This window comes from Tychonema sp. LEGE 06208 (assembly GCF_015207505.1).
GTDB lineage: Bacteria > Cyanobacteriota > Cyanobacteriia > Cyanobacteriales > Microcoleaceae > Microcoleus.
Window position 1 is genome coordinate 22101 of sequence record NZ_JADEWT010000045.1, and the last position, 24258, is coordinate 46358.

The window sequence follows — 24258 nt, forward strand, 5'->3', positions numbered from 1 at the left end:
CTTAAAATCCTATGCGAGTCAGAACTATCTAAGTTACAAATTAGGGTGCGTCCTCAATCTAAAATCTAAAATCGCATGAATCATCAATCTTGGTTGACACTACTCAAAAAACACCGGGCGATTGCAGTCATCCGTTCCTCCGAAAAGGAACTCGCTTGGCAGATGGCATCGGCGGTAGCAGCAGGCGGATTTTTGTTTATTGAAATTACTTGGAACACTCACAAAGCTGCTGAATTAATTGCCGAACTCCGCTCGGAATTCCCTACTTTTAGTATTGGTACTGGCACTTTATTAAACTTAGAACAGTTGCAGCAAGCCATAGATTGCGGCGCTCAATTTTTGTTTGCTCCGCACACAGATGTAGCTATGATTAAAACAGCAGTTGATGCCGGAGTGCCGATCGTCCCCGGTGCTTTTTCTCCCACGGAAATTGTGACAGCGTGGCAAGCAGGCGCTACCTGCGTTAAAGTGTTTCCGATATCCGGTTTGGGAGGTGCAGCTTACCTGAAAAGCCTGCAAGGCCCTCTGGGACACATTCCTTTAATTCCGACTGGCGGGGTGACAGTGGAAAATGCGAAGGTATTTATTGACGCTGGGGCGATCGCCGTTGGTTTGGCGGGAGACTTATTTCCCAAACAATTAGTGGAAAATGGAGATTGGCGGGCGATCGGTCAAATTGCCCGAACTCTCACCCAAAAGTTAACAACTTGTTAAGCCCTCTTTCCCAATCTAAAATCTATAATCTACAATCTAAAGTAGTACAAGCTAATCTAAAATCTAAAATTTCAAGTCTAAAATCGTTTTGGGTGTGAGGAATGAACAGCATTATCAACTCAACTTACTTTCGCCGCGCCGGCATTTTCTGTGCCGGCTGCGCCCTCACAGTTACTGCATTTTGTGGCGGGCAAAATCCTGCAATTGCCAGTTCGCAGCACAACAAAATTGCCAATAGAATTATGCAGTTGCAGCAATCCAGTCAGCGCTGGATAGAAATTGATTTGTCAAGACAAAGATTAATAGCTTGGGAAGGAAATACACCCGTTTACGCGGTGGTTATTTCCAGCGGCAAATCATCGACTCCCACCCGCACGGGAACCTTTGCCGTTCAAACCAAATACCGCGTTGCTAGAATGACTGGGGATGACTACGACGTGCCCGACGTTCCCTATACAATGTATTACGACGGAGGAATGGCAATTCACGGCGCTTACTGGCACAATTTGTTTGGCAATCCCGTCAGTCACGGCTGCACGAATGTAGCAGTAAATCACGCTAAATGGCTGTTCGATTGGGCCTCGGTGGGGACACCGGTGGTGGTGCACAAATCTTAGGTTTAGGGTATGGGGCATGGGGCATGGGGCATCGGGCATCGGGCATCGGGCATCGGGCATCGGGCATGGGGCATGGGGCATAGTCGAACATGATTAGAACTTATGCACCGGTAGTCAGAAACCGGGTTTTTTTGCGAAATACTGCGTTACAGCCCGCAGATTCGGTCAAAAACCCGGTTTCTTCGATCGGAGTTCATCAGTTTTGGTTTTTTTTAGCTTGCTTACTTAACTGCGGCTTTCAACTACAATCCCAATTGTATAAAACTTTACTAAAATCTAATTGTCTGAGTGCTGATTCATCAATAAAAAAGTTACCTATACCACTGTCTCCCCACATGATATCTACTGTATCATTTTCATCAGTATCCATTTGGAATAGAAGAATATCTGGCTTTTTTTCCCCATCGAAGTTACTACCATATCTTCTTATGTCGCCTTGTGTAAAATCAGGATAACCACCTATTTTATGACCAAAAGGAGACGATATTTCTAGGTACTCATCCCTAATTTCATCATTTAGAAATAAATCATCAATTTCTTCTCCTAACAGTTCGGTAAATTTGTAGTCACTGGTACTAATCGGCGCATATTTTTTAGTAAATTGCAAGCCGCAACAGCCATCAATAGGAAAAGCTTCCGGTTTAGGCAAAAAATCATAATTGGTAATCATGTTTTCAACTGTGAAGTCTGGCTGAGGAAAATAGATTATTTTGAATCTGCCTTCGAGTGCGGGATTATCTACATTGGCGGGATTGCCCAAATTTAAACCATATGCGCCATCGTCGGCTATATAAAACTGCAAAATTCCCCGATCGGGAAAACCATCTAAAGGCGGTATTTCATCAAAGTTGAGTTGCGCTAGCAAAAATAAATATTTACCGTCAGGAGTTTTTGGATAGTCAAAGCCTTTAGGTAAATAGGGCAATCCCCCAAATTTACTCTGCCACCAATTAACGTCATCATTATTCTGGGTTTTAATTTCGATGTAAGGTTTAATGGTAGCTTCGATTCTGTCGCGATACTTTTCTAGTTCGGGAGAGAGTGGAAATTCTAGTTTATAATTCATCTGCTTTTAACAATCAATTTGTTTTGAATGCAATCAGTAGAGTGCGCCGAAGCGCACGTTACCTGTAAAGCCTATTCCTAACTTAGCTGCACCACTGGTTTATCCTCTAACAAGGTTTCATTGGTCAGCAAATCTTCCACGGTAATGCGTAAAAAGCGCTGTTCGTCAACGCGGAAGAAGATTTTGATGCGATCGCCCCCCGGATACCCAGGCGGTGTCAATTGCGCGATACTGCGAGCTCCGTCTTTGTCATTTAGCGGCTGTACCGAGGTTTGGCCGGCGATTTGGCGAGTAATCAGCCTGTCGCCATCAAAATAAATCTCCGTGCCCCCAGTTTCCGCTCCCAATTCGCCGATAATTAATTCTATACTCGGCTGATTTTCTAAAGAAGCTCCCAAGACTAATTCTACCGGTTCACTCATCGGATAAGACTGTCCCGATTTAATTAAACTGTGCCAACTGTGGCAATTTTCGCGGCGGTTCCAGTAACGAATTCCGTAACTGTGATAGAGAAAATCTTTGATTTCTATGCCTTGACTCAGTTGCAGAGCACCTTGGGCGATCGCCTCAAAAGGTTTGTCGCACCGAATCTTTGCCGGCTCGAAATATTGCTCAACCCAACGCTGCACCGCAGGAATTTGAACAGTACCGCCAACGAGCAAAACTGCATCGATGTCGCCAATTTCTAAGCCTTGGCGGCGCGCTTGCTGCAATACTTGATTCATGCACTCGTCGAGGTTGTCAAAAAACTGATGTTCGGCGAGGATAGATTCAAAGCGCGATCGGTCTAATTCTAATTCGTAACTCTCAAAATTTTCATCATCAAAATAAACTTCAACCGCCTGATTTACCAAGGATAACTGAATCTTTAACCGTTCTGCCAATCTCGTTGTAATCGGAGATTTGGCCAGTCCTTTTGTTTTGACAAAATAGTCAACCAGCCAATTATCAATATCAGAACCGCCCAAATTTTGTCCGGCTTTAGCCAAAACCCGAGCAACTTTTGCCTTTTGTGCCGAAGATTCAGCTAATAATTTTTCGCCCCATTTGAGCAGAAAACCCAGGGGCTTTTTGCCAGCCGAAATGTCGAGGCGCACTAAAGAAAGGTCGAGAGTTCCGCCGCCGAAATCAATGACTAAGAGAATTTCGCGATCGGCTAAACCGTAGCCCAAAGCAGCCGCCGTCGGTTCGTCCAACATCCGCACCTGTTCTACTTGCAGAGATTCAGACACTTTACCCAACCAATGGCGGTAAGCTTCAAAACTATCTACAGGCACTGTAAAAATTAAAGAATCTACCGGCAAGGGCAGTTCGCGAATTGAGCTAACAATTTTGCTCAAATACCACTCACCTACTCGTTCAAAATCCACAATTTGCCCGTCTAGTTCCGGCACAAAACCCTGAACCGAAGTGCCAATTCCTCGCTTGAAATTGCGAAAAGACCGAGAATCTCCACTCAAATCGAGACCTCTGTCGCGGACTTGTTGACCGAGTATTATTTTATTTTGAGCAGCGTCCTCAACGTAGAGCAAACTGGGAATTAGGGGCGGGTTTTGAGCCGAAATTGCCGACAATCCCGGTAATTTCAAAGTTTCTGGCTGCTGGATGGCCTGATTCCAGCGAGCGACGACGGTGTTGCTAGTTCCAAAGTCAATGGCGATCGTCATTGGGCCAAAATACACAGCTATTAGGGATTAGATTATATTATGGTATTTTGAGCCGCAAATGCAAAGAGGCGATCGAATTGTTCTTACATGAACATTTTGTTGCAACTGAAAAGGCACGCCACTTTGATAAGCGGCACAAAACTCCCCTGTCTGCAGCAGCCAAGCTTTTACCTTCGATCTCAATACAATTTTTCAAATGTCGCGTAAAAAATGCTGGATAATGGCGATCGCAAAACAGCACTCTTAGCTCTCACATTGCTTGTTCCTGCCGCCAGTATTGGTGCAGTAACAGCATTGTATATTGGCGGAAGCTGGGGACAAACACTGTCAGTTTTGTGTCAAGTTTGGTTGCTGGTTTTCCCGATCGCCTGGTCTGTTTTAGTCGATCGGGAAAAACTGCATTTATCCCTCCCCAACCGCCGAGAATTGCTGGCTGGAGCTATTTGGGGAATATTCATGTTTGCGGTGATTGTGGGTATCTACAGCCTTTTCGGTCAGCACTGGATCGATCCTGTAACTGCAAAAGAAAAAGCGCAGCAATTGGGTATTAGCAGCCCTAATATTTACTTGATGATTGAAGCATATTTTGTGCTAGTCAATTCACTAATTGAAGAATTTACTTGGCGGTGGTTTGTCTGCAACAAATGCCAGATTCTGATACCTGGAAAAAAAGCAATTTTTCTCAGTGCACTATTTTTCACCCTCCACCACATTTTTGTAATCGCAGCCTACAGCAATTGGCACGGTGTGATTTTAGGCTCGTTAGCTGTCTTCGTCGCCGGAATAATTTGGTCGCAGTGTTATCTGACTTACCGTTCGCTTTGGTCTAGTTATCTCAGCCACGCGATCGCCGATTTAGCACTAGCAATTATTGCTTGGCAAATTCTTTTTAATTAGCTAATTTTTTAGCGATAATCGCTGGTAATTATACAGGAAAATTTGACACTTTTTCCAACTCGCTCTCCCGAATATCTCCTCCCATCATCTGACATAATTTCTTTGCGAGTAAGCGATTTAAAGTTCCCAACCCGTACTGCCCTACCGCAGACTTGTCCCCAGGAGTATCTGTGTTTTGCAAAAAGCATTTTGGGAGCATCTGTGTTTTGCAAAAAGCATTTTTTTTATTATAGAACCCATTTGATATCTTTTGTAAAATCCTTACAGGGCAACTATTCTAGCCTAAATCTAGGATTCTACTGATTCGGCCCAAACCTAGTTGTGGTAATAAGTCTGGAATAGATGTCAAATGGGTTCTATAGTTATGAAAATTACTTTTGTCCTTCCTACCCTCGGTCTTACGGGTGGGATGAGGGGAATATCCTGTGGCGTATTTGCCGCTGCCACCTGGTACTGAGTATAATAAAGAACCTAGACAAGACCAACTCAAAGAATTTTACAGCAAATGCGATGCTTGGCTGTTTTCCAGCAGCTCCGAAGGCTTCGGTTTGCCAATTTTAGAAGCGATGGCTTGCGGTAGGTACTCCAGTCATCGCTACGACCGTTGGTGCAGCTCCAGAATTGCTGGCTGGCGGGGGCGGAATTCTGGTCAAGCCAGAAGACCCAGAGGATATGGCAAAGGATATGGCAAAGGCGATCGAGCAAATTTGTCAGTTATCTGATGCCGAATGGCGGGTAATGTCCGAGACTGCTTTGGAAACGGTGATCAATTATACTTGGAAGGATGCGATCGACCTGTTCTAGGCTGCACTGGACACTGCTCTGGAAGGTCAGCCACAATTAACGAAGAATGCGTAAAATTGAGGTGGATTTAAAAGCTCGGGGTTGGGCGATCGTTTAATCGAGAACTTCGATCGGGCAAATTGAGTTCTCTTTCTGCAATTTTACTGCAAAAAAAACTATGGTTGCATTAATCCCAATTGCTCTGTTCGGCTGGCTTCCGATCGTTTTTTATCTGTTTGTGAGGTTTCCGCCTCACCGGGCGGTAATTATCAGTTTTATTGTAGCGTGGCTATTTTTGCCACAAGCTTCTTATCCCATCCCCCTGTTGCCCCCTTATGACAAAGTTTCGGCATCTTGCTACGCGATTTTGCTGGCTACTCTGGTCTACGATACTTCGCGCATCACCACTTTTAAACCCGGTTGGTTAGACGTGCCAATGTTAATTTGGTGTTTGTGTCCCATTCTTTCACAAGTTACTAATGGCGGCAGCCCGATTTCTCCGACTTTCGTCCAAATCGTTACTTGGGGTCTACCTTATTTTGTAGGACGCTTGTATTTCGGTAGTTTAGACGGGCTGCGACAACTGGCGATCGGCATGTTTGCCGGTGGGTTGGCCTACATTCCTTTTACTTTAATTGAAGGGGTTAAAGGCCCAATTCTGCACCAAATGGTTTACGGCGTCAATGCCTTTGAGGACTGGGGTCAAGCAAGGCGTATGGGGGGGTGGAGACCAGTAGTATTTATGCAGCACGGTTTGATGGTGGGCGTGTGGATGATGACAGCCGCCTTAATCGGAGTTTGGCTTTGGCAAACTGGGGCGCTGAAAAAGTTTCAGGGCCGCAACATCAAGACTCTAGTAATTGTATTAACTATTGCTTTTTTCCTGTGCCGTTCTACTGGCGCTTACAGTTTATTTGTGTTCGCGTTAATCGTATTATTTTCAGCGAAATTCTTTCGCACCTCTTTGCCCCTGTTATTCATAATTGGATATATAGCATTTTATCTGTACATAGCAGCATCGGGTCAATTTTCGAGTCACGACGTGATTGACTTCATCACTCAAATATTTGGCGAAGAACGAGCATCCTCTCTGAAGTTTAGATTTGACATGGAAGAAATATTGGGGGCAAAAGCACGGCAAGCATTTCTTTTTGGTTGGGGAGATTCGGGTGGAAACCGCGTGTACAACGAGTACGGTAAAGATATCTCGGTGACCGACAGTTTATGGATTATTGCATTTGGGGTCCACGGTGTAGTCGGTTTAGCTAGTTTATTTTCTTCATTGTTGCTTCCTGTTGTCGTCTTTTGCCTGTCCAAGTATCCCGCCAGAACCTGGGTTCATCCCAAAGTAGCGCCCGCTGCGGTCTTGGCAGTGTCCTTAACTATGTACGTGTTTGACTGTGTTTTGAACGCTATGACTAACCCGATTTTTGCGGTCATTGCTGGAGGACTATCGAGTTTGCTTTTAAAAGCTCCAGAAAGTCTTAAAACCAAGAAAACCATGTCCCCGCCCAGAAGAAAGTCGTTGGTTCACCAAAAATCAGGATGATTTTGAGGAAGGCGAGCCGATCGCACTCACAGCTTAAATATATCTGGCATTCGCTGCATACACAAACTAAAAAACCTACCTTTTTTGCCTCAAACCTAGTTCGGGAGTTGCGCTCTATTTTTCAATTGCTCAACATTAATTTACAATCTTTTAACTATTCGCACGAAATAGTCTTGTTTAGAAAATTGTGCTGCGAATTGTAAACAAAAAAATGGCTTGATACACTTTTTGCTAAAATTAGGTGATTCTTTACACAATCTTTAAAATTTATTACTAGACAGGTAGGGTATACGGGCATATACTGAGTAAAGTATATTCACCCCCCCGCGACAAAAAAGTGAAAATACGAGGTTGCAGTGTGGGTTAGAGTTTGAGTTGCAGTTTCATATATAAAGGGTGAAAGGGAATAAGAAATGAAAACAGTTAATTTATTGAATGTGTCCATAGATAACCTGTCAATAACAGAATTGTTTGAAAAACTCGACAGCGAAGGTGGTGTCGTATTTACACCCAACGTAGACCACTTGATTAAGTTGCAGTATGACCGCGACTTCTATGAAGCTTACAATCAATCTAGTTATCGAGTATGCGACAGTCAAATATTGATGTATGCCTCAAAATTCTTGGGTACCCCAATTCAAGAAAAAATTTCAGGTTCGGACTTGTTTCCTGCATTTTATATGTATCACAAGGATAACGAGAAAATAAAAATATTTTTGCTCGGAGCAGCGGTCGGTATTGCGAAAAAAGCCCAGGAAAAAATTAATCAAAAAATTGGTAGACAAATAGTAGTTGAAGCACTTTCTCCTTCTTTTGGATTTGAAAAGAATGAGGAAGAATGCGAAAAAATAATTGACGCGATCAATAAATCAGGAGCTACAGTTCTGGCCATAGGAGTGGGTTCTCCAAAGCAAGAGAAGTGGTTGATTAAATACCAGAGCAAATTTACACATATCAAAATTTTCTTAGCCGTAGGTGCAACCATTGATTTTGAAGCTGGTTGCAAAGCAAGATCGCCCAAATGGATGAGCGAAGTTGGCATTGAATGGGCGTACCGACTGTTAAGCGAACCGAGAAGGTTGTGGAAAAGATATTTGATAGACGGTCTGCCTTTTTTTCGATTAATAGTCGAACAAAAATTAGGGTTTTATAAAATGCCTTTCTTTCATTGACAGCAAAAACATGAAGCTAGAATGGTAAGGATGCTCCTAAAAACTGGCTCGACAAATCATACAATTTTAGATTGAAGAATTGATGAAGAATTGGGAATGATTTACTAAAGATTAGTTTGGAGTTGGCCTGTAGTTGCATTTTTGGGAAAATTGGTATCAATAACGTCAATAAAGCTGAGTATGAGCTTTAGCGTTTGACTTCGGGTTTGTAAGAAAGATGCAAGCTGTGGATAGCCCGATCGCCCTTTCTGCCAAAAATCTGCATTTTTTGCTGGACAATGCCAGTAAAATCGGAAGGAAACCTTTTTTGGAAATCCCTAATTAGGGATGCAACGGATGAATCTGCCTTCTTTCTTGTGGTTGTGGAAAATAGCGGCTTGGTCAATGGGTATTTCCCTCTTAGCTTACCTGTTGCTGGCCGTTACTGGAACATGGATGTTTGCCGCCCGCAGTAGCAAACAGCAGCGCCCAAAATGGCTGCGTCCCTTTCATTTGGCGACTGGTACGGGAATGGCGACTTTGGTAATTTTACTGCTGGGAATTGGCGTAGTCGGTACGCTGGGATACTACGGAAATTTGGGTCACTCAGGTCATTTACCGGCCGGGTTAGCTGTGGTGGCTTTGGTGTTGGTTTCTCTTGGGAGTGGTTTGCAAATTGGCCCTAAACATCCTTGGGCGCGCCCCATCCACATTGGCACTAATATATTTTTAGGTGCTGGATTTGTGACTGTGTTGCTCACGGGATGGACGATCGTACAAAAATACTTACCGAAAGTTTAATGTTAGTAGTAAGGACGACCGTCCTCTGATAACAGATGCGGACGGTCGTCCTCATTACTAACCTGCTGCTTTAGCTGTGAAATCTAAGATATGTTGAGCGGTAATTTGCGGTTTTTCTAGGTGAGGAACGTGTCCGCAATCCGGTATCCAAATTAATTGAGAATTGCCGATCGCACTTTCAAACTTTGCCGCATCCGCCGTCCCCAAAATTCGGTCTTGTTTTCCCCACAAAATCAGCGTTTGCTGCTGAATTTGCGAGAGTTTCCCCCCAAAACCTCCGTAACCGCCGCTTTTGGTAAAAGCAATTAAAGCTTGATTCCAGTTAGGCGTTTCTAAGTGCAAAGCAGCGCAAGTTTGAGCATCCACCGTAGCAAAAGTTCGATCGAAATAAGCATTGACGCTAATTTTTTGGCGGATTTTAGGGTTTCGCAAAAATGAAGTTGCCAAATATCCTAAAGGAGGAATGAGAAATTTTCCCTTGTTAGAAGTGACGGCAAAACCTGCACTGTCGATCAGCACTAATTTTTTGACAGCTTCGGGATAATTGAGGGTAAAATCAATGGCGGCGGCACCTCCCATCGATGCGCCCACTAAGATTACAGGCTGCGAAATTAGCGATTTCCAAAAAGAGTAAAGATGAGTGCCAATTGCCATGGCGCTAAATGCCAAATCCGCCCCTCTTTCTGTAAAGCCAAAACCCAATAAATCGATCGCCCAAGTTTCATTTTTTTCAGCAAGCAGCGGCAGCAGGCGGCGAAATTCAAATACGGAACTGTCGAAGCCGTGAATTAGCAAAATCGGCGTGTTGCCACTCCCCTGACGCACGTAAGTGGTGGCTATTGGCTGCGGGCTCAGAGGGGTTGTAATTGCTGACTGTTGAATGCTTTGGGCTAAGGCGATTGAGGTAGATTCTGTGAGTTGTGCGATCGACTTTGGCAGAAAACTTGCTGGCATAATTCTTGATAAATTGTTAATTCCTAGCGGCGGTGTTCCCGCGATCGCTCGAACACTTAAGTATAGCCTTTCTCAAAAAGGTAACAAGTCAGTCGATTTTAGATTTTAGATTGGGGGATTGGGGAGATTGGGGGATTTAGCAGTCAATACCTCATTTTTCGCTCGAATTGGTATATGCTCGATCGGCTTCTAGGACTTGGGTCGATCGCCCTGTAGTCTCACTCCGTCCGGCTAAGGCTGAGTTTGTTAAGCAAATGCTAAAATATTTGACAATAGTTGCCAATAATTTCTTTTTCGTTTACTATGCTTAAGGACAACAGGTATTGGTTGCTAGTGATTGCAGCGCACATGAGTATCTAACGCGCATCTAACGCAAGAGACATAAAACTAGGGGCCCGCGAAAAATCTGCCTAATTATTAGGCCTGGAGAATAGTATTTTCCGAACTATGCAACGGGAAATAGTTCGCTAGAACGGGGAATTTCGCCCTGTCTGCGATCGCGAGCCGAGCGTATTGAGAATATATCTCAAGTTGCTGGACAAGCCAGTCCAAGCAAGAAGTTACTAAAGTCGATCGACTTCCAAAACAGATGAAACAACAATACAGCCAACAAAACCAAGAGTCAAACCCGCGACATTTCAAGGGTTTTACCTTTTATGGAGAAACAGCAGAAGCCTCAGAAACCGAAAACAGCACAGAAGCTCAGATAGAAGTTCAACCAGACTCAGCCAAGAGTAAATCATTCCCCCTAGCAATGGCAAGCGTCGGCGAAAAGCTGCGAATAGTCACACTCAGGGGTTCAGAAGGCTATGTGCGTCGCCTCATCGGCATGGGATTTGTCTCCGGTACCGAACTTCAAATTATCAGTCACTCCGGCGGTTCGGTAATTGTGGCAATTGGCGAAAACCGCATCGGTTTGGGCGCAGGTATGGCACAAAAAATTATGTGTACGAATTAGGAAAAGTGCCATAAATCTACAGCAATCCTATTTGATTTGCGAACATTTTTTTAACTGCCGGGGGCATCAGAAAAAATAGAGATATTCACAAATGCTGAGAGGGTTGCTGCCTTCAAAAAGTTGATTGAATTTGTACAAATTTAGGCTAAATCAAAACAACAAATGAACGACAAAATACAATTGGGAGATTTAGCTGTTGGTAGCACAGGCAAAGTGGTTGGCTATGAAAAAACAGCCCGCGGCTACAAAGGCAAATTGTTAGCAATGGGATTGACACCGGGAACCGAATTTACTGTCACTCGCCACGCACCTCTAGGAGATCCCGTAGAAATCCTAGTGCGGGGTTTCAAGCTCAGTTTGCGGAAAGATGAAGCCAAAACCCTATTTGTAGAGGAGATGAAATAATGGCCAAGCAAATTATTGGATTGGTGGGCAATCCCAACTGTGGAAAAACTACCTTATTTAACGCTTTGACAGGTGCTAACCAGCGAGTGGGAAACTGGCCGGGAGTAACCGTCGAACGCAAAGAGGGAAAATATACTCATGATGGTTTACCAATTACGATTGTTGACTTGCCGGGAGTTTATTCTATAGATGCCGAAGATGGAGATACGGGCCTTGATGAATTGGTAGCACGAGATTATTTGCTATCTGGCGAAGCAGATGTGATTGTTAATATTATTGACGCTTCCAACTTAGAGCGCAATTTGTATCTCACCACCCAAGTCTTAGAGATGCGCGTGCCGATGATTGTAGCGCTAAATATGATGGATGTTGCCAAAGAACGGGACATCCGAATTGATGTTAACAAACTTGCAGAACGATTGGGCTGTATGGTGGTGCCGATGAGTGCTTCGTCAAATGACGGAGTGTCTCTGTTGCGGGATGCTGTGAATAAATCGCTACAAAAGCCGATCGCACCATCTGCCTATGTCGCTTATCCGGCTGTGATCGAAGATGCGATCGCCCAACTCATCCCGCATATCGAACAACACAGCCCCAATCGTCAAGTTGATGCCCGCTGGACAGCCCTGAAACTATTAGAATATCAGGATGATGTCGCCCCAGAACTCGCAAACAAAGACTTAGAACAAATAGTCGTCCCCCACCGCCGCAGAGTCCACGAAACCCTCGATGACGACTTAGATATTATCATCGCCGACAGCCGCTACACCTACATCCGCACCCTCACCCAAGGCATAGTAGAATCTTCCAGAGAAGTCAAAACCAACATTTCCGATAAAATCGACCAAATTGTGCTCAATCGCTGGTTAGGCATCCCCGTATTCTTGATGGTGATGTACTTAATGTTCACCATTTCGATTAACGTTGGTGCAGTGTTTATTGACTTTTTTGACATTTTGTTGGGGACGATTTTTGTAGATGGTTTAGCTCAGCTTTTAGAAAGCCTCAATTCCCCTGGATGGTTAATCGGAGTGCTGGCAAAAGGTGCTGGTGGCGGCATTCAAACTACATCGACTTTTATTCCCCAAATTGGGATGATGTTCCTGTGTTTGTCAGTGTTGGAAGACTCTGGCTACATGGCGCGGGCAGCCTTCGTCATGGACAGATTAATGCGATTTGTCGGACTTCCCGGCAAATCCTTTGTACCGATGATGGTAGGTTTTGGATGCAATATTCCCGGAATTATGGCGACGCGGACATTGGAAAATAAGCGCGATCGCATGATGACGATTATGATGAATCCATTCATGTCTTGTAGCGCCAGATTAGCAGTTTACGCCTTATTTTGTGGCGCATTCTTCCAAGTCGGCGGGCAGAACATGGTATTAGGGCTTTATTTATTAGGAATTTTAGCTGCAGTCTTCACCGGATTAATCTTAAAAAACACCATCCTGCAAGGAGAAGCTGCACCCTTTGTTATGGAACTGCCACCCTACCACATTCCCAAACTCAAAGGCGTACTGCTGCGGACTTGGGACAGACTGAAGGCTTTTATCAAAAAGGCCGGAATTGCGATCGTCCTCATGGTAATTGTACTCGGATTCATGAGCTCCGTCGGCACCGATGGTTCCTTCGGCAAAGAAGATAGCAAAGATTCAATTTTGAGCGCAGTTGCCCGCTCAGCAACACCAATATTTACTCCGATGGGAATTACCAAAGAAAACTGGCCGGCCACCGTCGGATTACTAACAGGAGTATTTGCCAAAGAAGTAATGGTTGGCACCTTAGACTCTCTCTATACAGAACTAGCAGACGAACAAAAAGCAGCCAGTGCAGAACCGGAAAAAGAAGAAGAATTCAACTTCTGGGGAAATATCGGCAAAGCATTTTTCAGCATACCAGAGAATCTCACAAAACTTCCCGGTCAACTTTTAGATCCCCTCGGCTTAAGTTCAGCCAATATTACAGACCAAAAACAGGCAGAAGAAGATCAAGGTATTTCTAGTAGCACCTACGGACAAATGTCGCAAAGATTTGGTTCCAATCACGCAGCCTTTGCTTACTTATTGTTTGTATTGCTGTACTTTCCTTGTGTTTCGGCAACGGCTGCATTGTACCGCGAAACTAATTTAGGTTGGACAATATTCGCCTGTGCTTGGACTACTGGTTTAGCTTATTGGGCGGCGGTTCTCTATTATCAGGTTGTGACCTACGCAGAGCATCCAGAATCTTCAATTATTTGGGTAGTGAGATTGGCAATAGCTATGATCCTGACAATTTTGGGATTGAAAATGGCTGGTGCAATCAAGCCCAAACGGCGCGAAGCAATCAGTCAATAGTTATTCGGTACCATCATTTTACGAGTGCAGTGCGAGTGTCCCCGAAGAGCGAATTTCCCCCTCGCGAACGGGGACGATCGCACTTTCAACCCTACGCTAACAAAGAAAGGAGAAAAACTATGATTTTAAGCGACATCCAACAGTTTATTGCGGAAAACAAAAGAGCTTCTATCGCTGATTTAAAGCTCCATTTCCGCATGGACGGCGATGCTTTGCGCGGAATGTTGAACCGCCTAATTCGCAAAGGCCGCATCAGTAAAATGGCAGAGGCGAAAAAGTGCGGTGGATGTCACAGTTGCAGCGAGGATGCTACGGAGATTTATGTGTGGGTAAGTCCCGATCAATCAGCACCTGTAGAGGAACCAGTTTCTGCAAATTGCCATTAATTTAATTAATTAGAGATTTTAGAAAGAACTATGATAATGGGAGCATCTCAGTTTTACAAAAAGCATTTTTTTTATTATAGTGCGATCGCTTCAAGAACTGGCGTATTGTACAACTCGCGATCGGGGAGGCTCGCACTATATTCGATCGACTTTTGAAGTCTCGCACTGCAAAAGCTGCTTGATTTTCAACTTCCTTACGCACTCCTGTTTCGAGGCTGTTGGCAAATCCGATTTTTACTGTGTGCATCACCAATAGCAATAAGCTGACGGAAAAACCTCAGAACGGTACAATAATTCTCAGGCTCAAAGGTTCTTGGAAGTAGGGTTGCAGCTTTCTTGGGCTGTTTTTGCGTCCGCCCGCAGGTTTGTTTTTATTCATATGGTTACTGCAAGTAATACTCATTAAGTTATGATAATACATTCCCCGGTAATTGTCATGCTTGGAAGTGCGATCGCACCTGTAGTGCTTTCAAGCAATCGGTACCTCGTTAAATTGGGGAAATTAGGCAAGTAGATTGCTTTTCAGGCCAAAATCTGTTAATAACTTTGATTGATGGTAGCGATACACCCTTAATATCTAAAATCTAAAACCGGTTGGCGACTGTGTAGAGATAGCCAAAAATTCAATATTTCTTCCCCGACTTGTTCTGGATAGAAGTGATGGAAAAAATGCCGCCCGTCTGGACATTCCCAAAAGCGATCGCCTTTTTTAAGAAATTTTGACCAGCGGCGCATCACAATAGGAGATACCACAAAATCAGTTTTGCTGCTGCATATCAACAAAGGTACTTCTACACCCTCATCGCGGGAATTATTCATCTTAAATAAGGAGTGAGGACAAGGAGAACAGGCTAAGTCATCCTCAAAATATGGTATAAATTTTTGACTGATACTTTGATTTTGACATCCCAGCATATCGTCTACCATTTGAGTCAAAACTTGTTTGCTACTCCACGGAAAAGCTGCAAGATGCGTATAGTAATGTGCTTGCCAATTAACAGAAGATGGCAAACCGACAGCTAAAAGTCCCAAAGAACTAACTTTGTGAGGATAGCGGCGCGCATACATTAAACCGACTAATCCGCTGGTACTGTGGCCGATGAGATGAATTGGGCGATCGCGCATTGTTAAAAAATCGTGCAAAAGCTCAACAGCCATATCCAAAGAGCAACCTTCGTCTTCAGTTTGCTGGTATTCCCATACTTGCACAGGTACAGAATCATTTAAATAAGAAAGCAGCGAGCGATCGAAGCATAGCAAACTCGGACTTACACTTAACCAAAGCACATCATCTGAACTAAATTTCATCTATTTTCAGTTGGAGATAGAGTTATTTATTACTTAAGCATAACGTTTAAATGTAGGGTGCACCCGCGCACCTTACTTCAACTGCTAGGGCGTATTTTATTGCGTCCTTTATCTCCCCGACTCAAAAAAATAAGGGCGAAAATCCCCTCAAAGCGGTTCTCCTTAAGGGGGATTTAGGGGGATCAGGAGCGAAAAAATTAGTTTAAAAATACACCCTAACAGTCTACAATCTAAATTCTTTCTTGAGTTGAGATACCCAAGATTTAATTCGCGCTTCCGTCAGATCCGATTGATTGTCTTCATCAATAGCAAGACCCAAAAACTTGCCATTGACTACAGCTTTAGATTCATTAAAATCATAACCGTCTGTGGGCCATTGACCGACTGTTTCGCCACCTTGTTCAGAGATTTTTTCAGCCAAAATCCCCATTGCATCCATAAAATTATCCGGGTAGCCTTCTTGGTCGCCAGTTCCCAAATAAGCTACTTGTTTGCCGCTAAAATCAATATCATCCAGTTCTGGGAAAAAACCTTCCCAGTCGCTTTGCAGTTCGCCGATATTCCAAGTCGGACAAGCGATAATCAGACATTCGTACTCGGCAAAATCATCATTGTCAATGCTACCGATTTCGTGAAGAGTCACGATATCGCCGCCAAATTCATCTCGGATCATTTCAGCGATCGACTCAGTTTTACCAGTAGTAGTTCCGTAGAACAGACCAATTGCTTTTGACATTTTTACTCCGAATGTGAAATTTGATAGTGCTTGATATTTCTGGTTTTCGATTCACAAATTGGCATTTCTTGCCTGCAATTGAGACAAAACCAGTAGGTGCGATTGTGGCGAACCTGAGAAATAAGAGAGTCAAGGCAGCAAGGGCAATTTTTTTTCATTTGGTTAAAGTTGAAAATTCATTAACCAAGCTGATTCGCTCAGATCTGGGTCTGGTTCGCAGTCAATTAGTAACAAGTTCAGCATTGTTTGTACTTTGAGAGTGCGCGGGATCTCGGCGGGTACAAACACAAATACTCCGGGCTTTAAAGTGACTGTTCGATCGCCCACCGTGAGAGTTCCCACTCCTTCTAAAACCGCTAGGGTGATATCTTTGGAGCGATCGAGGTCGGGTATTTCAGAATTTTTACCCAAACTCATCAGTTTCTGGCTATCGGCTGGTTGTCCGTCGCTGATTCGCGACGCTGACGCGGAAACTATTGCTGCTGTCACGGTGATTGACCTCCAGGTACTGTTAAATTCCGGCAGTTATTGCAATTAATATTCAATAAGCTACCATGCAATTTAGATAAATTGTCAATAATTTAATATTAAGATTTGTTACAAGAGTTGACCGATCTAGATATACAGGCAGTAATTTTAGCCCGAACTTCAGGCGCGGCGGTAGTTTTGGGCGATCGGAGTGCAAGGGGCGATCGCACCCGCCGCCCAATACTTGCTAATTATTTGCAGTTAAATATAAAAAATCATCAGTTATTAGCAGCAGCTAACTAATAACTGATGACTGATGACTGATGACTAATAACTAATGACTAATAACTAATGACTGATGACTAATGACTGATGACTAATTATTCTTCGCCCCTACGCCAACATACATAATCGACGTATCCTCATTAATTTGGATTTTAAACAACCCAGACTTTTTGTAATCAACATAGTTAGCGAGATTAGAAAGTAGCACTTGAGAAACCTGTTGAAAACTCGCCAGGGAAGGAAATAGTTGTTTTCCCCCCGTCAGATTTTCCCAAAAACCGTGCATTTCGGTTAAAACATAACCCATTTCTCCAAACATATCAAAACCTTTAATTTCAATATTCCCAAAACCAGTATTTCGCATTACTGCAGACAGTTCCTCCGGGGTAATAAACTTTTCCCAATCGTGAACCCCCCGCCTAATTTCTTGCAAAATATTTTCCATCAGCCCAATCATCACAACTTGCGAAGAAAAAGTTCGGTTGATGGTATCAAAAAAGAAAAGTCCTCCGGGTTTGAGAATTCGGTGAACCTCTGACACAACCTTTTTGTAATCAGCAACGTGTTCTAAAACATCTACGCAGATGACGACATCGAAGGTATTGTCCGCGTAGGGCATATTTTCGGCAAAACCTTGCCTGTAGTCAATCTCAAAACCGCTGGTAACTGCATGATTTTGAGCTGCTACGATGCACTTGTCCGATCGATCTATTCCAGAAACCACAGCGCCCCTCTCGGCCATAAACTCGCAGGAAAAACCGCCGCCACACCCGACATCCAAGGTTTTGAGCCCTTGCCAATTAGTCGCGTGTCTGTCAAAAAACTCAAATCTGGGTTTATTTAGATGGTAGAGAGCATAGATTTTAGCATTTTCGTCCCACCAATTATCAGCATTTTCGTCGTAAAATTCTAGATCGTTTTTTACTTCTATTTTCGTTGGCACGATTTTTTTAGTCCTAATTAGTGGAAGATATAGATGCAGACAGCGGTTGAAACCAGGTTGACAAAAACTTTCGTTTGCGTCTGCAGACTGAACAAGACAACGTAATTTTAACCGCCCGGTATTCAACCCACTATGCTAGGGTTTGGTTCCTATAGACCTGGTTTTAACTGCCCGGTCTTCTGTTTTGTTGCGAATCGTCACAATGTTTTAGTATAATACTTTTGGCATGAATTTCAACCAGATGAATCGCGTTTCTATTATCATTCCCGCCCTCAACGAAGCGACTTGTCTGGAACGCACTTTGCGCCAACTCAGCATTCTCAATCCTCCGGCTTGGGAGGTGTTAGTGGTAGATGGCGGCAGTCAAGACGATACAGTGGCGATCGCACTTTCCGCCATCACCAGAGTTATTTCTAGCAGTATAGCCGGACGTTCCGCGCAAATGAACCTAGGTGCAGAAACCGCCACCGGTGAAATTCTGTGCTTTCTCCACGCCGATACTTTAGTTCCTGACGACATTGTAGCAGTCATCCAGAAAACATTGTCCGATGCTAAAATTGTCGGAGGCGGGTTTATCTCGCTGATGGCTGGTTCGCAGCAAACAAGATGGGGTTTTTCGCTGCACAATTATCTAAAAACTTACTACGCGCCGCTGTTATTTCGACCTCATTTATTTTTTAAAGGATTGCGCTTGTTGTTTGGCGATCAGGTTATTTTTTGTCGCCGTACTGTTTTTTGGGAAGGCGCGGGTTTCGATGCGGCGCTACCAATTATGGAGGAAGCGGATTTGTGTTTGAAGTTGGCGCGCCGGGGGAGACTTAAGTTAGTAAATCGGGTGGTGGAAAGTAGCGATCGGCGGGTGGCGCATTGGGGCGAACTTAAAGCAACTGCCATCTATCTGGCGATCGGTTTTTTGTGGGGTTTTGGGGTTTCCGCGAGGTATCTCAAACTGTTTTATGAAGACATTCGCTGACTGGTAATTGTGCAGGGCTAGAAAAATGCGCGTTAGCGAAGCCCTCGAAGAGGATCGTCCAACAAACCTTCAAAGAATTTCAACACAGTATCGACTTTTTCCTTAGCCTTTTCGATTACCTGTGGTTCAGGAATTCCCCATCCCATTATTTCACTGCTGAGGGGGTCAAGTCCCGGCAGAAGTTCGTTAACCGTGACCAATTCTACCATCTTCACAACTGCCAAATCTTTCGGCTCTTTCGGCAGCATTGCCGATTCGGGATACTTCGTTTCTAGATAGTCAAGAATTGCTAGAGACTCGACGACAGTGAAGTCATCAGCGACCAAAACAGGGATGCGGTGAAAAGGATTCATTGCCACAAATTCGGGCTCTAAGCGAGCGCCGTCTAAGTGATTTCTACTAATTCAAAGTTGAGGTTTTTTTCTATGAGGGCGATCCACACGCGGCGGGAGTTGGGGGAAATGGGACTATGATAAAGTTTCATAAATGGTGGGGGTGGTTATTGAGAGGTAATAAAAGCCACATTTTGATTATGCACCTTCACTGTCATTTGATTTATTTTATTCAACTTTATCCTCTCCAGTTTCATCGTCTCCACTGTCGTCTAAATTTTTACTTTCATCGGAAACTTCATAATTATCCATAATTTCGAGCAATAAACGCTTTAGATTCTGATCCGGTGGGCGTTTTTCAAATTCTGCGTGCGTGTAAATCCACAGCAACACAACTTCTTTTTTTGTAATATCTAACAAATATATAAGTCGCCCCTGTTCAGCGGCTCCGCGAAGCTGAGGCATTTTAAACTCCAATTTCCACAGTTCCCATCCATCACGGCTACTGCCTTTTGGCCAAGGTTCTAAATGTCCCAACGGTGGACGGGGACGGGGGTCAACGCTCAAAATTCTGAGGAATTTTTGGAGTAATTCGACAAATTTTACTAATCCTGCCTGATTTTTACGATAGCGATCGCGGATCAGTTTTTGCTGAGTTCTCTCAAAGTTCTTCGAGAGCTTGATATGAAATTGCTCTGATTCGTTCACAGGCCTCCTCCGCTGTCATCGCCTCGATAGTTTCTAACTCTGCAAAAGTCTGTTCCAGGGCTTCAGATAGTGCTTTTTGATAAGCAATATCTTCCCGTTCTACTCCACTCAAAATCGCATTAATAAGTCTATTAAAGGCGTTAATATAAGCTACAAAACTATCGAGTTCACCTTTAAGTACAATCCAAGGTAAAGCGATAGCCAAAGAAAAAAGCCCCACAAATTTAAGCAACCTCTCTTTAATTCCTTGAGGGGGTTCAATGAAAGCATAGGCAAAAACTTTGAGTAATTCTTGCGTTTCAGCAGGAATTTTTTCCCAACGGTCTTCAATTATTACAGCTAAATTGTTTGCTTTTTGAGCCAGTTCCCAAAACCTTGAAGCGCTGGACGTGCGGGGCTGAAATATCTGCCGAATTTCGCTGGGGCTAATTGTGATGGTGGCTGACATTTGTCTGACCTCTGCTCACTTTACGATTAATCAGTCATTCTCAGTATATCATCAAAACAAACTTCTGGAAATCCTGTAATTGGCTGATTATTTACTTATTGTGACTTCCTGACGCACAGATGCGGTAATCGCCTCTACTAGGAATAGTCGCTCGCTAAGTGACAAATTAAGCGTTAATTTCATTAATTCTTGAAATGATAATTCTTTTGCATATTCGGAAGAATTATCATTTCGAGCGGGCGAAAAAACATCATCAGAACTTAAAGGCTTGAATGAAGTATTATGCTCTAAAGTTGTCCTCATGTCTGCGTGGAGAACCTCTAAAAATTTAATATCATTCCCTATATCGGCAGCCTCATCCTCATCCTCATCTACATCTTCAATTACTTGAAAACGTTCTTTATAGGCATTTATTTGATGTTCAATGGCTTTTATAATAAATCTTAAATCTTTAAATGATAGATTCATATTATTTCCATTCCCAAGGACGAATATTTAGCAATCCCTAACTAGACGGTTGCTTGAAGAAGCATATCCTCTACTTGTCTAATTTGCTCCCAATCAATTGCTGCAACCCAAAGACTTTCCTCTTCAGAATATTTCACCACGCCATCCACTTCTAATTCTTCGCTATAGAGGGTGAGCAATTGACCATTTTGCAATTTAATATTTTGGCGGCTCAAATCTTCAATTGTACCAACACAATTCAGACGAAGGCGACTCTGTTCATCAGCATTATGAAAGTCTGCAAAGATTCTGGGATAACTCATATTTATTACTACACTTAAGATGATTTTTTTTATGGGGTGATTTACGCAACTGACTCACTTAGATGAGCTGGTAGGGTGCGTCAGACGAAGTGATGGATTAATATAACCAGGGTTTGAGGATCTGACGCACCCTAATCTATGTACCAGTTGCTAAGTCCTAGATGGGTTAGGAATCGTTGGTATCAGCAGAAGACTTGCTTGTTCTGGTGTTAAGCCAGTGAGAGTTGCATGATTTAAACTTCTGCCAGAAGTACGGATGACATCTCCACCTTCCGACCGAACTTTAGCCACTGTGGTAACACCCACTTGTCCATGAGGGATTCCTAATGCTAATTCTGCTATAGACAATTCTACTGCACATTCTACAGAAATTCCCGTTATGCCGCTGGGATGGGTTCCTATGGCACGTTGAATATCTTCTGGATGATTGCGACCACCACGAACTACTAAGGCTTCGTTGGGAATGATCTCTACATTTATTTTAGTCATTTTCAAATTTGATTAAAATTTCTAGTTTTAATGTCACCGCAGGGTTGGGCTATTAGGTTGTGACCTTGCGTTTTTAGTAAAAAAATATATTATTTAATATATCTGAAAAAAGTATTTAACCGATCTTCAGAGTTAAAGTTATGCCTACAGTAAAAGCAGTTCCCAAAATAACAGGGCGGGCCCTAAAGCCCGCCCCATCAAACTATCGATTATCGACTAGCGATTAGTAATCGAAGTCGCCGCCGCCCATGCCGCCGCCAGCGCCAGCAGCAGCGCCATCCTTCGGTTCGGGCTTGTCAACAACGATGCACTCGGTTGTCAGCACCATGCCAGCAATAGATGCTGCATTTTGCAGAGCAGAACGAGTTACCTTCGCAGGGTCAACGATACCAGCTTCAAACATATCGACAAACTCATTTGTCGCTGCGTTGAAACCAACGTTGAATGGCTTTTCTTTGACGCGCTCAGCGATGACAGCGCCGTTCAAACCAGCATTTTCAGCAATCCGCTTCAGAGGAGCAGCCAGAGCCCGGGCTACAATCAAAGCACCGGTCAATTCTTCGCCCTTGAGAGTGCTATTAGCCCACTCTTCCAATTGAGGAGTCAGGTGAGCCAAAGTTGTACCGCCGCCGGGGACGATGCCTTCTTCGACAGCAGCTTTGGTTGCGTTGATCGCATCTTCAAGACGCAGTTTGCGATCCTTCATTTCGGTTTCGGTAGCCGCGCCGACTTTGATGACTGCAACGCCACCAGCCAATTTGGCTAAACGTTCTTGCAGCTTTTCTTTGTCGTAGGAAGACTCGGTTTCGTCCATTTGACGGCGAATTTGTTCGCAGCGGGACTTGACGGCGACTTCGTTACCTTCGGCAACAATTGTGGTGTTGTCTTTGGTGATGGTGATGCGGCGGGATTTGCCAAGCATATCCAGCTTGGTGTTTTCCAGTTTCAAACCAGCATCTTCGGTGATTAGTTGACCGCCGGTCAATACGGCGATATCTTCTAACATGGCTTTGCGTCGATCGCCAAAACCAGGTGCTTTGACAGCAGTCACGTTCAACACGCCGCGCAGTTTGTTGACAACCAGAGTAGCTAAAGCTTCTTTCTCGATGTCTTCTGCAATAATCACCAGCGGGCGGCCGGAACGGGCTACTTGTTCGAGTACGGGTACTAAGTCTTGTACCAAGCCGATTTTTTTGTCTGTCAGCAGGATGAAAGGTTCTTCTAGAATCGCTTCCATCCGTTCGGTGTCGGTGACGAAGTAGGGAGAAATGTAGCCTTTGTCGAAGCGCATCCCTTCGGTGATTTCGAGCTCGGTGGTCATAGACTTCCCTTCTTCTAGGGAAATTACGCCTTCCTTGCCCACTTTGTCCATTGCGTTGGCAATCATTTGGCCGACTTCATCGTCGTTACCGGCAGAGATTGAGCCTACTTGGGCGATGGATTTGGAATCTTCTACTTGTTTGGCGTGTTCGGCAATTTTTTCGACCAAAAAGCTGGTTGCTTTGTCAACACCGCGTTTGAGGGCGATCGCATTTGCGCCGGCTGCAACGTTCCGCAGGCCTTCTTTGACCATTGCGTGAGCTAGAACGGTAGCTGTTGTGGTGCCGTCGCCTGCTGCGTCGTTGGTTTTGGAGGCGGCTTGACGGATCAAGGCAACGCCTGTATTTTCTACGTGGTCTTCTAGTTCGATTTCTTTGGCGATGGTAACGCCGTCATTGACGATTTGAGGAGCTCCGAATTTCTTTTCGAGAACTACGTTGCGACCTTTGGGCCCGAGGGTGACGGCCACTGCTTCGGCCAAAATGTCCATGCCGCGTTCGAGGGCGCGACGTGCATTTTCGTTGTAGATTATACGCTTAGCCATAGTTTTTGGGGATGAAAAGGTTTGAGATTTTTGATTGGGGAGGGATTTTAGTCATTTGTCCTGTGTCATTAGTTGTTTTGCGGCCTTGGCTTTAAACTGATGGCTGATGACGGCAGGACTGATGACTGATGATTAATTAGTTAACGATCGCCAGAATGTCTTTTTCGGCTAGCAAGACGTATTCGTCGGTGCCGAGTTTGATGTCGGTGCCTGCGTACTTCGAGTAGAGAACTTTGTCGCCAACTTTGACTTCCATTTCAACGCGCTTGCCGTCGTCATTGCGCTTGCCGGGGCCCACGGCCGCGACTTCGCCTACTTGGGGCTTTTCCTTTGCTGTGTCGGGCAGAAGGATGCCGCCGGCGGTTTTTTCTTCGCTAGCGCTTACTTTCACGAACACGCGCTCGCCTAAAGGTTTAACGGTAGAAACACTCAGTGATACTGCTGCCATAAATAAATCTCCAGATTACAGATCCTAGTCAGTTAGCCTGCCGGGGTCGCTATCAAAGCAACTGCCGACTGCTTGCTACTGACATATTAGCACTCTCGACTCCTGAGTGCTAATTTAGCTTTAGTTAGGGGCGATCGCAACTTATCTGTCTGTACGGGTTCCCGAACAGAAAATGAGGGGGAGAGGGGGAGAGATGGAG

At 44.2% G+C, this 24258-nt stretch carries 31 protein-coding genes and 1 pseudogene; 14 read left to right on the plus strand and 18 right to left on the minus strand.

Going from position 1 to position 24258, the window contains the following annotated elements; translation table 11 throughout:
- Positions 1–75: 75 nt before the first annotated feature.
- Positions 76–714, plus strand: coding sequence for a bifunctional 4-hydroxy-2-oxoglutarate aldolase/2-dehydro-3-deoxy-phosphogluconate aldolase (locus tag IQ263_RS13770; protein ID WP_194067922.1), 639 nt, complete (start codon positions 76–78; stop codon positions 712–714).
- 101 nt (positions 715–815) lie between these two features.
- The gene (locus tag IQ263_RS13775) at positions 816–1331 is read left to right on the plus strand and encodes a L,D-transpeptidase (RefSeq protein ID WP_194067923.1); all 516 of its coding nucleotides are present in this window, start codon (positions 816–818) and stop codon (positions 1329–1331) included.
- A gap of 238 nt (positions 1332–1569) precedes the next feature.
- Here IQ263_RS13775 and IQ263_RS13780 read toward each other — a convergent pair whose 3' ends face one another.
- Both IQ263_RS13780 and IQ263_RS13785 read right to left on the minus strand, forming a co-directional pair.
- Positions 1570–2397, minus strand: coding sequence for a YwqG family protein (locus IQ263_RS13780; RefSeq protein WP_194067924.1), 828 nt, complete (start codon positions 2395–2397; stop codon positions 1570–1572).
- A gap of 77 nt (positions 2398–2474) precedes the next feature.
- Positions 2475–4064, minus strand: a complete 1590-nt coding sequence (locus tag IQ263_RS13785) for an Hsp70 family protein (protein WP_194067947.1) — start codon at positions 4062–4064, stop codon at positions 2475–2477.
- 210 nt (positions 4065–4274) lie between these two features.
- Here IQ263_RS13785 and IQ263_RS13790 point away from each other — a divergent pair, with 210 nt between their 5' ends.
- The 6 genes and pseudogenes from IQ263_RS13790 to IQ263_RS13810 all read left to right on the plus strand — a co-directional run bounded on the left by IQ263_RS13790 (position 4275) and on the right by IQ263_RS13810 (position 9245).
- Positions 4275–4961 carry a CPBP family intramembrane glutamic endopeptidase gene (locus IQ263_RS13790; protein ID WP_194067925.1) on the plus strand — a complete coding sequence of 229 codons (687 nt, stop codon included), beginning with the start codon at positions 4275–4277 and terminating at the stop codon, positions 4959–4961.
- Between the two features lie 425 nt (positions 4962–5386).
- A pseudogene (locus IQ263_RS29330) lies at positions 5387–5488 on the plus strand (hypothetical protein); the annotation flags it as partial.
- Positions 5489–5582: 94 nt separating this feature from the next.
- Positions 5583–5765: a hypothetical protein gene (locus IQ263_RS28545; RefSeq protein WP_228050038.1), complete on the plus strand. Its 183-nt coding sequence runs from the start codon at positions 5583–5585 to the stop codon at positions 5763–5765.
- A gap of 157 nt (positions 5766–5922) precedes the next feature.
- On the plus strand, positions 5923–7293 hold the full coding sequence (locus IQ263_RS13800; RefSeq protein WP_194067926.1) for an O-antigen ligase domain-containing protein: 1371 nt from the start codon (positions 5923–5925) through the stop codon (positions 7291–7293).
- Between the two features lie 413 nt (positions 7294–7706).
- Positions 7707–8465, plus strand: a complete 759-nt coding sequence (locus IQ263_RS13805; protein WP_194067927.1) for a WecB/TagA/CpsF family glycosyltransferase — start codon at positions 7707–7709, stop codon at positions 8463–8465.
- A gap of 336 nt (positions 8466–8801) precedes the next feature.
- The gene (locus IQ263_RS13810; RefSeq protein ID WP_194067928.1) at positions 8802–9245 is read left to right on the plus strand and encodes a DUF4079 domain-containing protein; all 444 of its coding nucleotides are present in this window, start codon (positions 8802–8804) and stop codon (positions 9243–9245) included.
- A 57-nt stretch (positions 9246–9302) separates the two neighbouring features.
- Here IQ263_RS13810 and IQ263_RS13815 read toward each other — a convergent pair whose 3' ends face one another.
- Both IQ263_RS13815 and IQ263_RS29335 read right to left on the minus strand, forming a co-directional pair.
- The gene (locus tag IQ263_RS13815) at positions 9303–10199 is read right to left on the minus strand and encodes an alpha/beta fold hydrolase (protein ID WP_194067929.1); all 897 of its coding nucleotides are present in this window, start codon (positions 10197–10199) and stop codon (positions 9303–9305) included.
- A gap of 151 nt (positions 10200–10350) precedes the next feature.
- On the minus strand, positions 10351–10482 hold the full coding sequence (locus IQ263_RS29335; RefSeq protein WP_255515878.1) for a hypothetical protein: 132 nt from the start codon (positions 10480–10482) through the stop codon (positions 10351–10353).
- A gap of 306 nt (positions 10483–10788) precedes the next feature.
- Here IQ263_RS29335 and IQ263_RS13820 point away from each other — a divergent pair, with 306 nt between their 5' ends.
- The 4 genes from IQ263_RS13820 to IQ263_RS13835 all read left to right on the plus strand — a co-directional run bounded on the left by IQ263_RS13820 (position 10789) and on the right by IQ263_RS13835 (position 14287).
- Positions 10789–11157: a FeoA family protein gene (locus IQ263_RS13820; RefSeq protein WP_194067930.1), complete on the plus strand. Its 369-nt coding sequence runs from the start codon at positions 10789–10791 to the stop codon at positions 11155–11157.
- Positions 11158–11319: 162 nt separating this feature from the next.
- Positions 11320–11562: a FeoA family protein gene (locus IQ263_RS13825; RefSeq protein ID WP_194067931.1), complete on the plus strand. Its 243-nt coding sequence runs from the start codon at positions 11320–11322 to the stop codon at positions 11560–11562.
- Positions 11562–13901, plus strand: a complete 2340-nt coding sequence (gene feoB / locus IQ263_RS13830) for a Fe(2+) transporter permease subunit FeoB (RefSeq protein ID WP_194067932.1) — start codon at positions 11562–11564, stop codon at positions 13899–13901. The genes IQ263_RS13825 and feoB overlap by 1 nt, the downstream gene beginning before the upstream one ends.
- A gap of 119 nt (positions 13902–14020) precedes the next feature.
- A complete protein-coding gene (locus IQ263_RS13835) occupies positions 14021–14287 on the plus strand; it encodes a FeoC-like transcriptional regulator (RefSeq protein WP_194067933.1) in 267 nt (88 codons plus the stop codon).
- Between the two features lie 28 nt (positions 14288–14315).
- Here the strand turns inward: IQ263_RS13835 and IQ263_RS13840 are convergent, their stop codons facing one another.
- The 4 genes from IQ263_RS13840 to IQ263_RS13855 all read right to left on the minus strand — a co-directional run bounded on the left by IQ263_RS13840 (position 14316) and on the right by IQ263_RS13855 (position 16820).
- Positions 14316–14534 carry a hypothetical protein gene (locus IQ263_RS13840; RefSeq protein WP_194067934.1) on the minus strand — a complete coding sequence of 73 codons (219 nt, stop codon included), beginning with the start codon at positions 14532–14534 and terminating at the stop codon, positions 14316–14318.
- Between the two features lie 323 nt (positions 14535–14857).
- Positions 14858–15595 (minus strand): alpha/beta fold hydrolase, encoded by a 738-nt coding sequence (locus IQ263_RS13845; protein WP_194067935.1) that lies wholly within the window; start codon positions 15593–15595, stop codon positions 14858–14860.
- 223 nt (positions 15596–15818) lie between these two features.
- Complete coding sequence (fldA, locus tag IQ263_RS13850) at positions 15819–16331, minus strand: flavodoxin FldA (RefSeq protein WP_194067936.1); 513 nt, start codon at positions 16329–16331, stop codon at positions 15819–15821.
- 162 nt (positions 16332–16493) lie between these two features.
- A complete protein-coding gene (locus IQ263_RS13855; RefSeq protein ID WP_194008199.1) occupies positions 16494–16820 on the minus strand; it encodes a cupin domain-containing protein in 327 nt (108 codons plus the stop codon).
- A gap of 105 nt (positions 16821–16925) precedes the next feature.
- Between IQ263_RS13855 and IQ263_RS13860 the strand changes: the two genes are divergently transcribed.
- Positions 16926–17102 carry a hypothetical protein gene (locus IQ263_RS13860; protein ID WP_194067937.1) on the plus strand — a complete coding sequence of 59 codons (177 nt, stop codon included), beginning with the start codon at positions 16926–16928 and terminating at the stop codon, positions 17100–17102.
- A 73-nt stretch (positions 17103–17175) separates the two neighbouring features.
- Here the strand turns inward: IQ263_RS13860 and ubiG are convergent, their stop codons facing one another.
- Positions 17176–18027: a bifunctional 2-polyprenyl-6-hydroxyphenol methylase/3-demethylubiquinol 3-O-methyltransferase UbiG gene (gene ubiG, locus IQ263_RS13865; protein ID WP_333092190.1), complete on the minus strand. Its 852-nt coding sequence runs from the start codon at positions 18025–18027 to the stop codon at positions 17176–17178.
- Between the two features lie 241 nt (positions 18028–18268).
- Here ubiG and IQ263_RS13870 point away from each other — a divergent pair, with 241 nt between their 5' ends.
- Positions 18269–19000, plus strand: a complete 732-nt coding sequence (locus IQ263_RS13870; RefSeq protein WP_194067938.1) for a TIGR04283 family arsenosugar biosynthesis glycosyltransferase — start codon at positions 18269–18271, stop codon at positions 18998–19000.
- A 32-nt stretch (positions 19001–19032) separates the two neighbouring features.
- On the opposite strand, the gene IQ263_RS13875 is transcribed toward IQ263_RS13870, so the two are convergent.
- The 9 genes from IQ263_RS13875 to groES form a co-directional block, all read right to left on the minus strand.
- A complete protein-coding gene (locus IQ263_RS13875; RefSeq protein WP_255515879.1) occupies positions 19033–19353 on the minus strand; it encodes a glutathione S-transferase family protein in 321 nt (106 codons plus the stop codon).
- A gap of 32 nt (positions 19354–19385) precedes the next feature.
- On the minus strand, positions 19386–19484 hold the full coding sequence (locus IQ263_RS29340) for a glutathione S-transferase family protein (RefSeq protein ID WP_255515880.1): 99 nt from the start codon (positions 19482–19484) through the stop codon (positions 19386–19388).
- Between the two features lie 76 nt (positions 19485–19560).
- Positions 19561–20040, minus strand: coding sequence for a hypothetical protein (locus IQ263_RS13880; RefSeq protein WP_194067939.1), 480 nt, complete (start codon positions 20038–20040; stop codon positions 19561–19563).
- Positions 19994–20488 (minus strand): hypothetical protein, encoded by a 495-nt coding sequence (locus IQ263_RS13885; protein ID WP_194067940.1) that lies wholly within the window; start codon positions 20486–20488, stop codon positions 19994–19996. Before IQ263_RS13885 ends, IQ263_RS13880 begins: the two co-directional genes overlap by 47 nt.
- 87 nt (positions 20489–20575) lie before the next feature.
- Positions 20576–20956 carry a hypothetical protein gene (locus IQ263_RS13890; RefSeq protein WP_194067941.1) on the minus strand — a complete coding sequence of 127 codons (381 nt, stop codon included), beginning with the start codon at positions 20954–20956 and terminating at the stop codon, positions 20576–20578.
- Between the two features lie 41 nt (positions 20957–20997).
- Positions 20998–21258: a hypothetical protein gene (locus tag IQ263_RS13895; RefSeq protein WP_194067942.1), complete on the minus strand. Its 261-nt coding sequence runs from the start codon at positions 21256–21258 to the stop codon at positions 20998–21000.
- Between the two features lie 150 nt (positions 21259–21408).
- On the minus strand, positions 21409–21747 hold the full coding sequence (locus IQ263_RS13900; protein ID WP_194067943.1) for a flavoredoxin: 339 nt from the start codon (positions 21745–21747) through the stop codon (positions 21409–21411).
- A 223-nt stretch (positions 21748–21970) separates the two neighbouring features.
- Positions 21971–23611 carry a chaperonin GroEL gene (gene groL / locus IQ263_RS13905; RefSeq protein ID WP_194067944.1) on the minus strand — a complete coding sequence of 547 codons (1641 nt, stop codon included), beginning with the start codon at positions 23609–23611 and terminating at the stop codon, positions 21971–21973.
- Between the two features lie 136 nt (positions 23612–23747).
- Positions 23748–24059 (minus strand): co-chaperone GroES, encoded by a 312-nt coding sequence (gene groES, locus IQ263_RS13910; RefSeq protein ID WP_194008182.1) that lies wholly within the window; start codon positions 24057–24059, stop codon positions 23748–23750.
- Positions 24060–24258 lie beyond the last annotated feature (199 nt).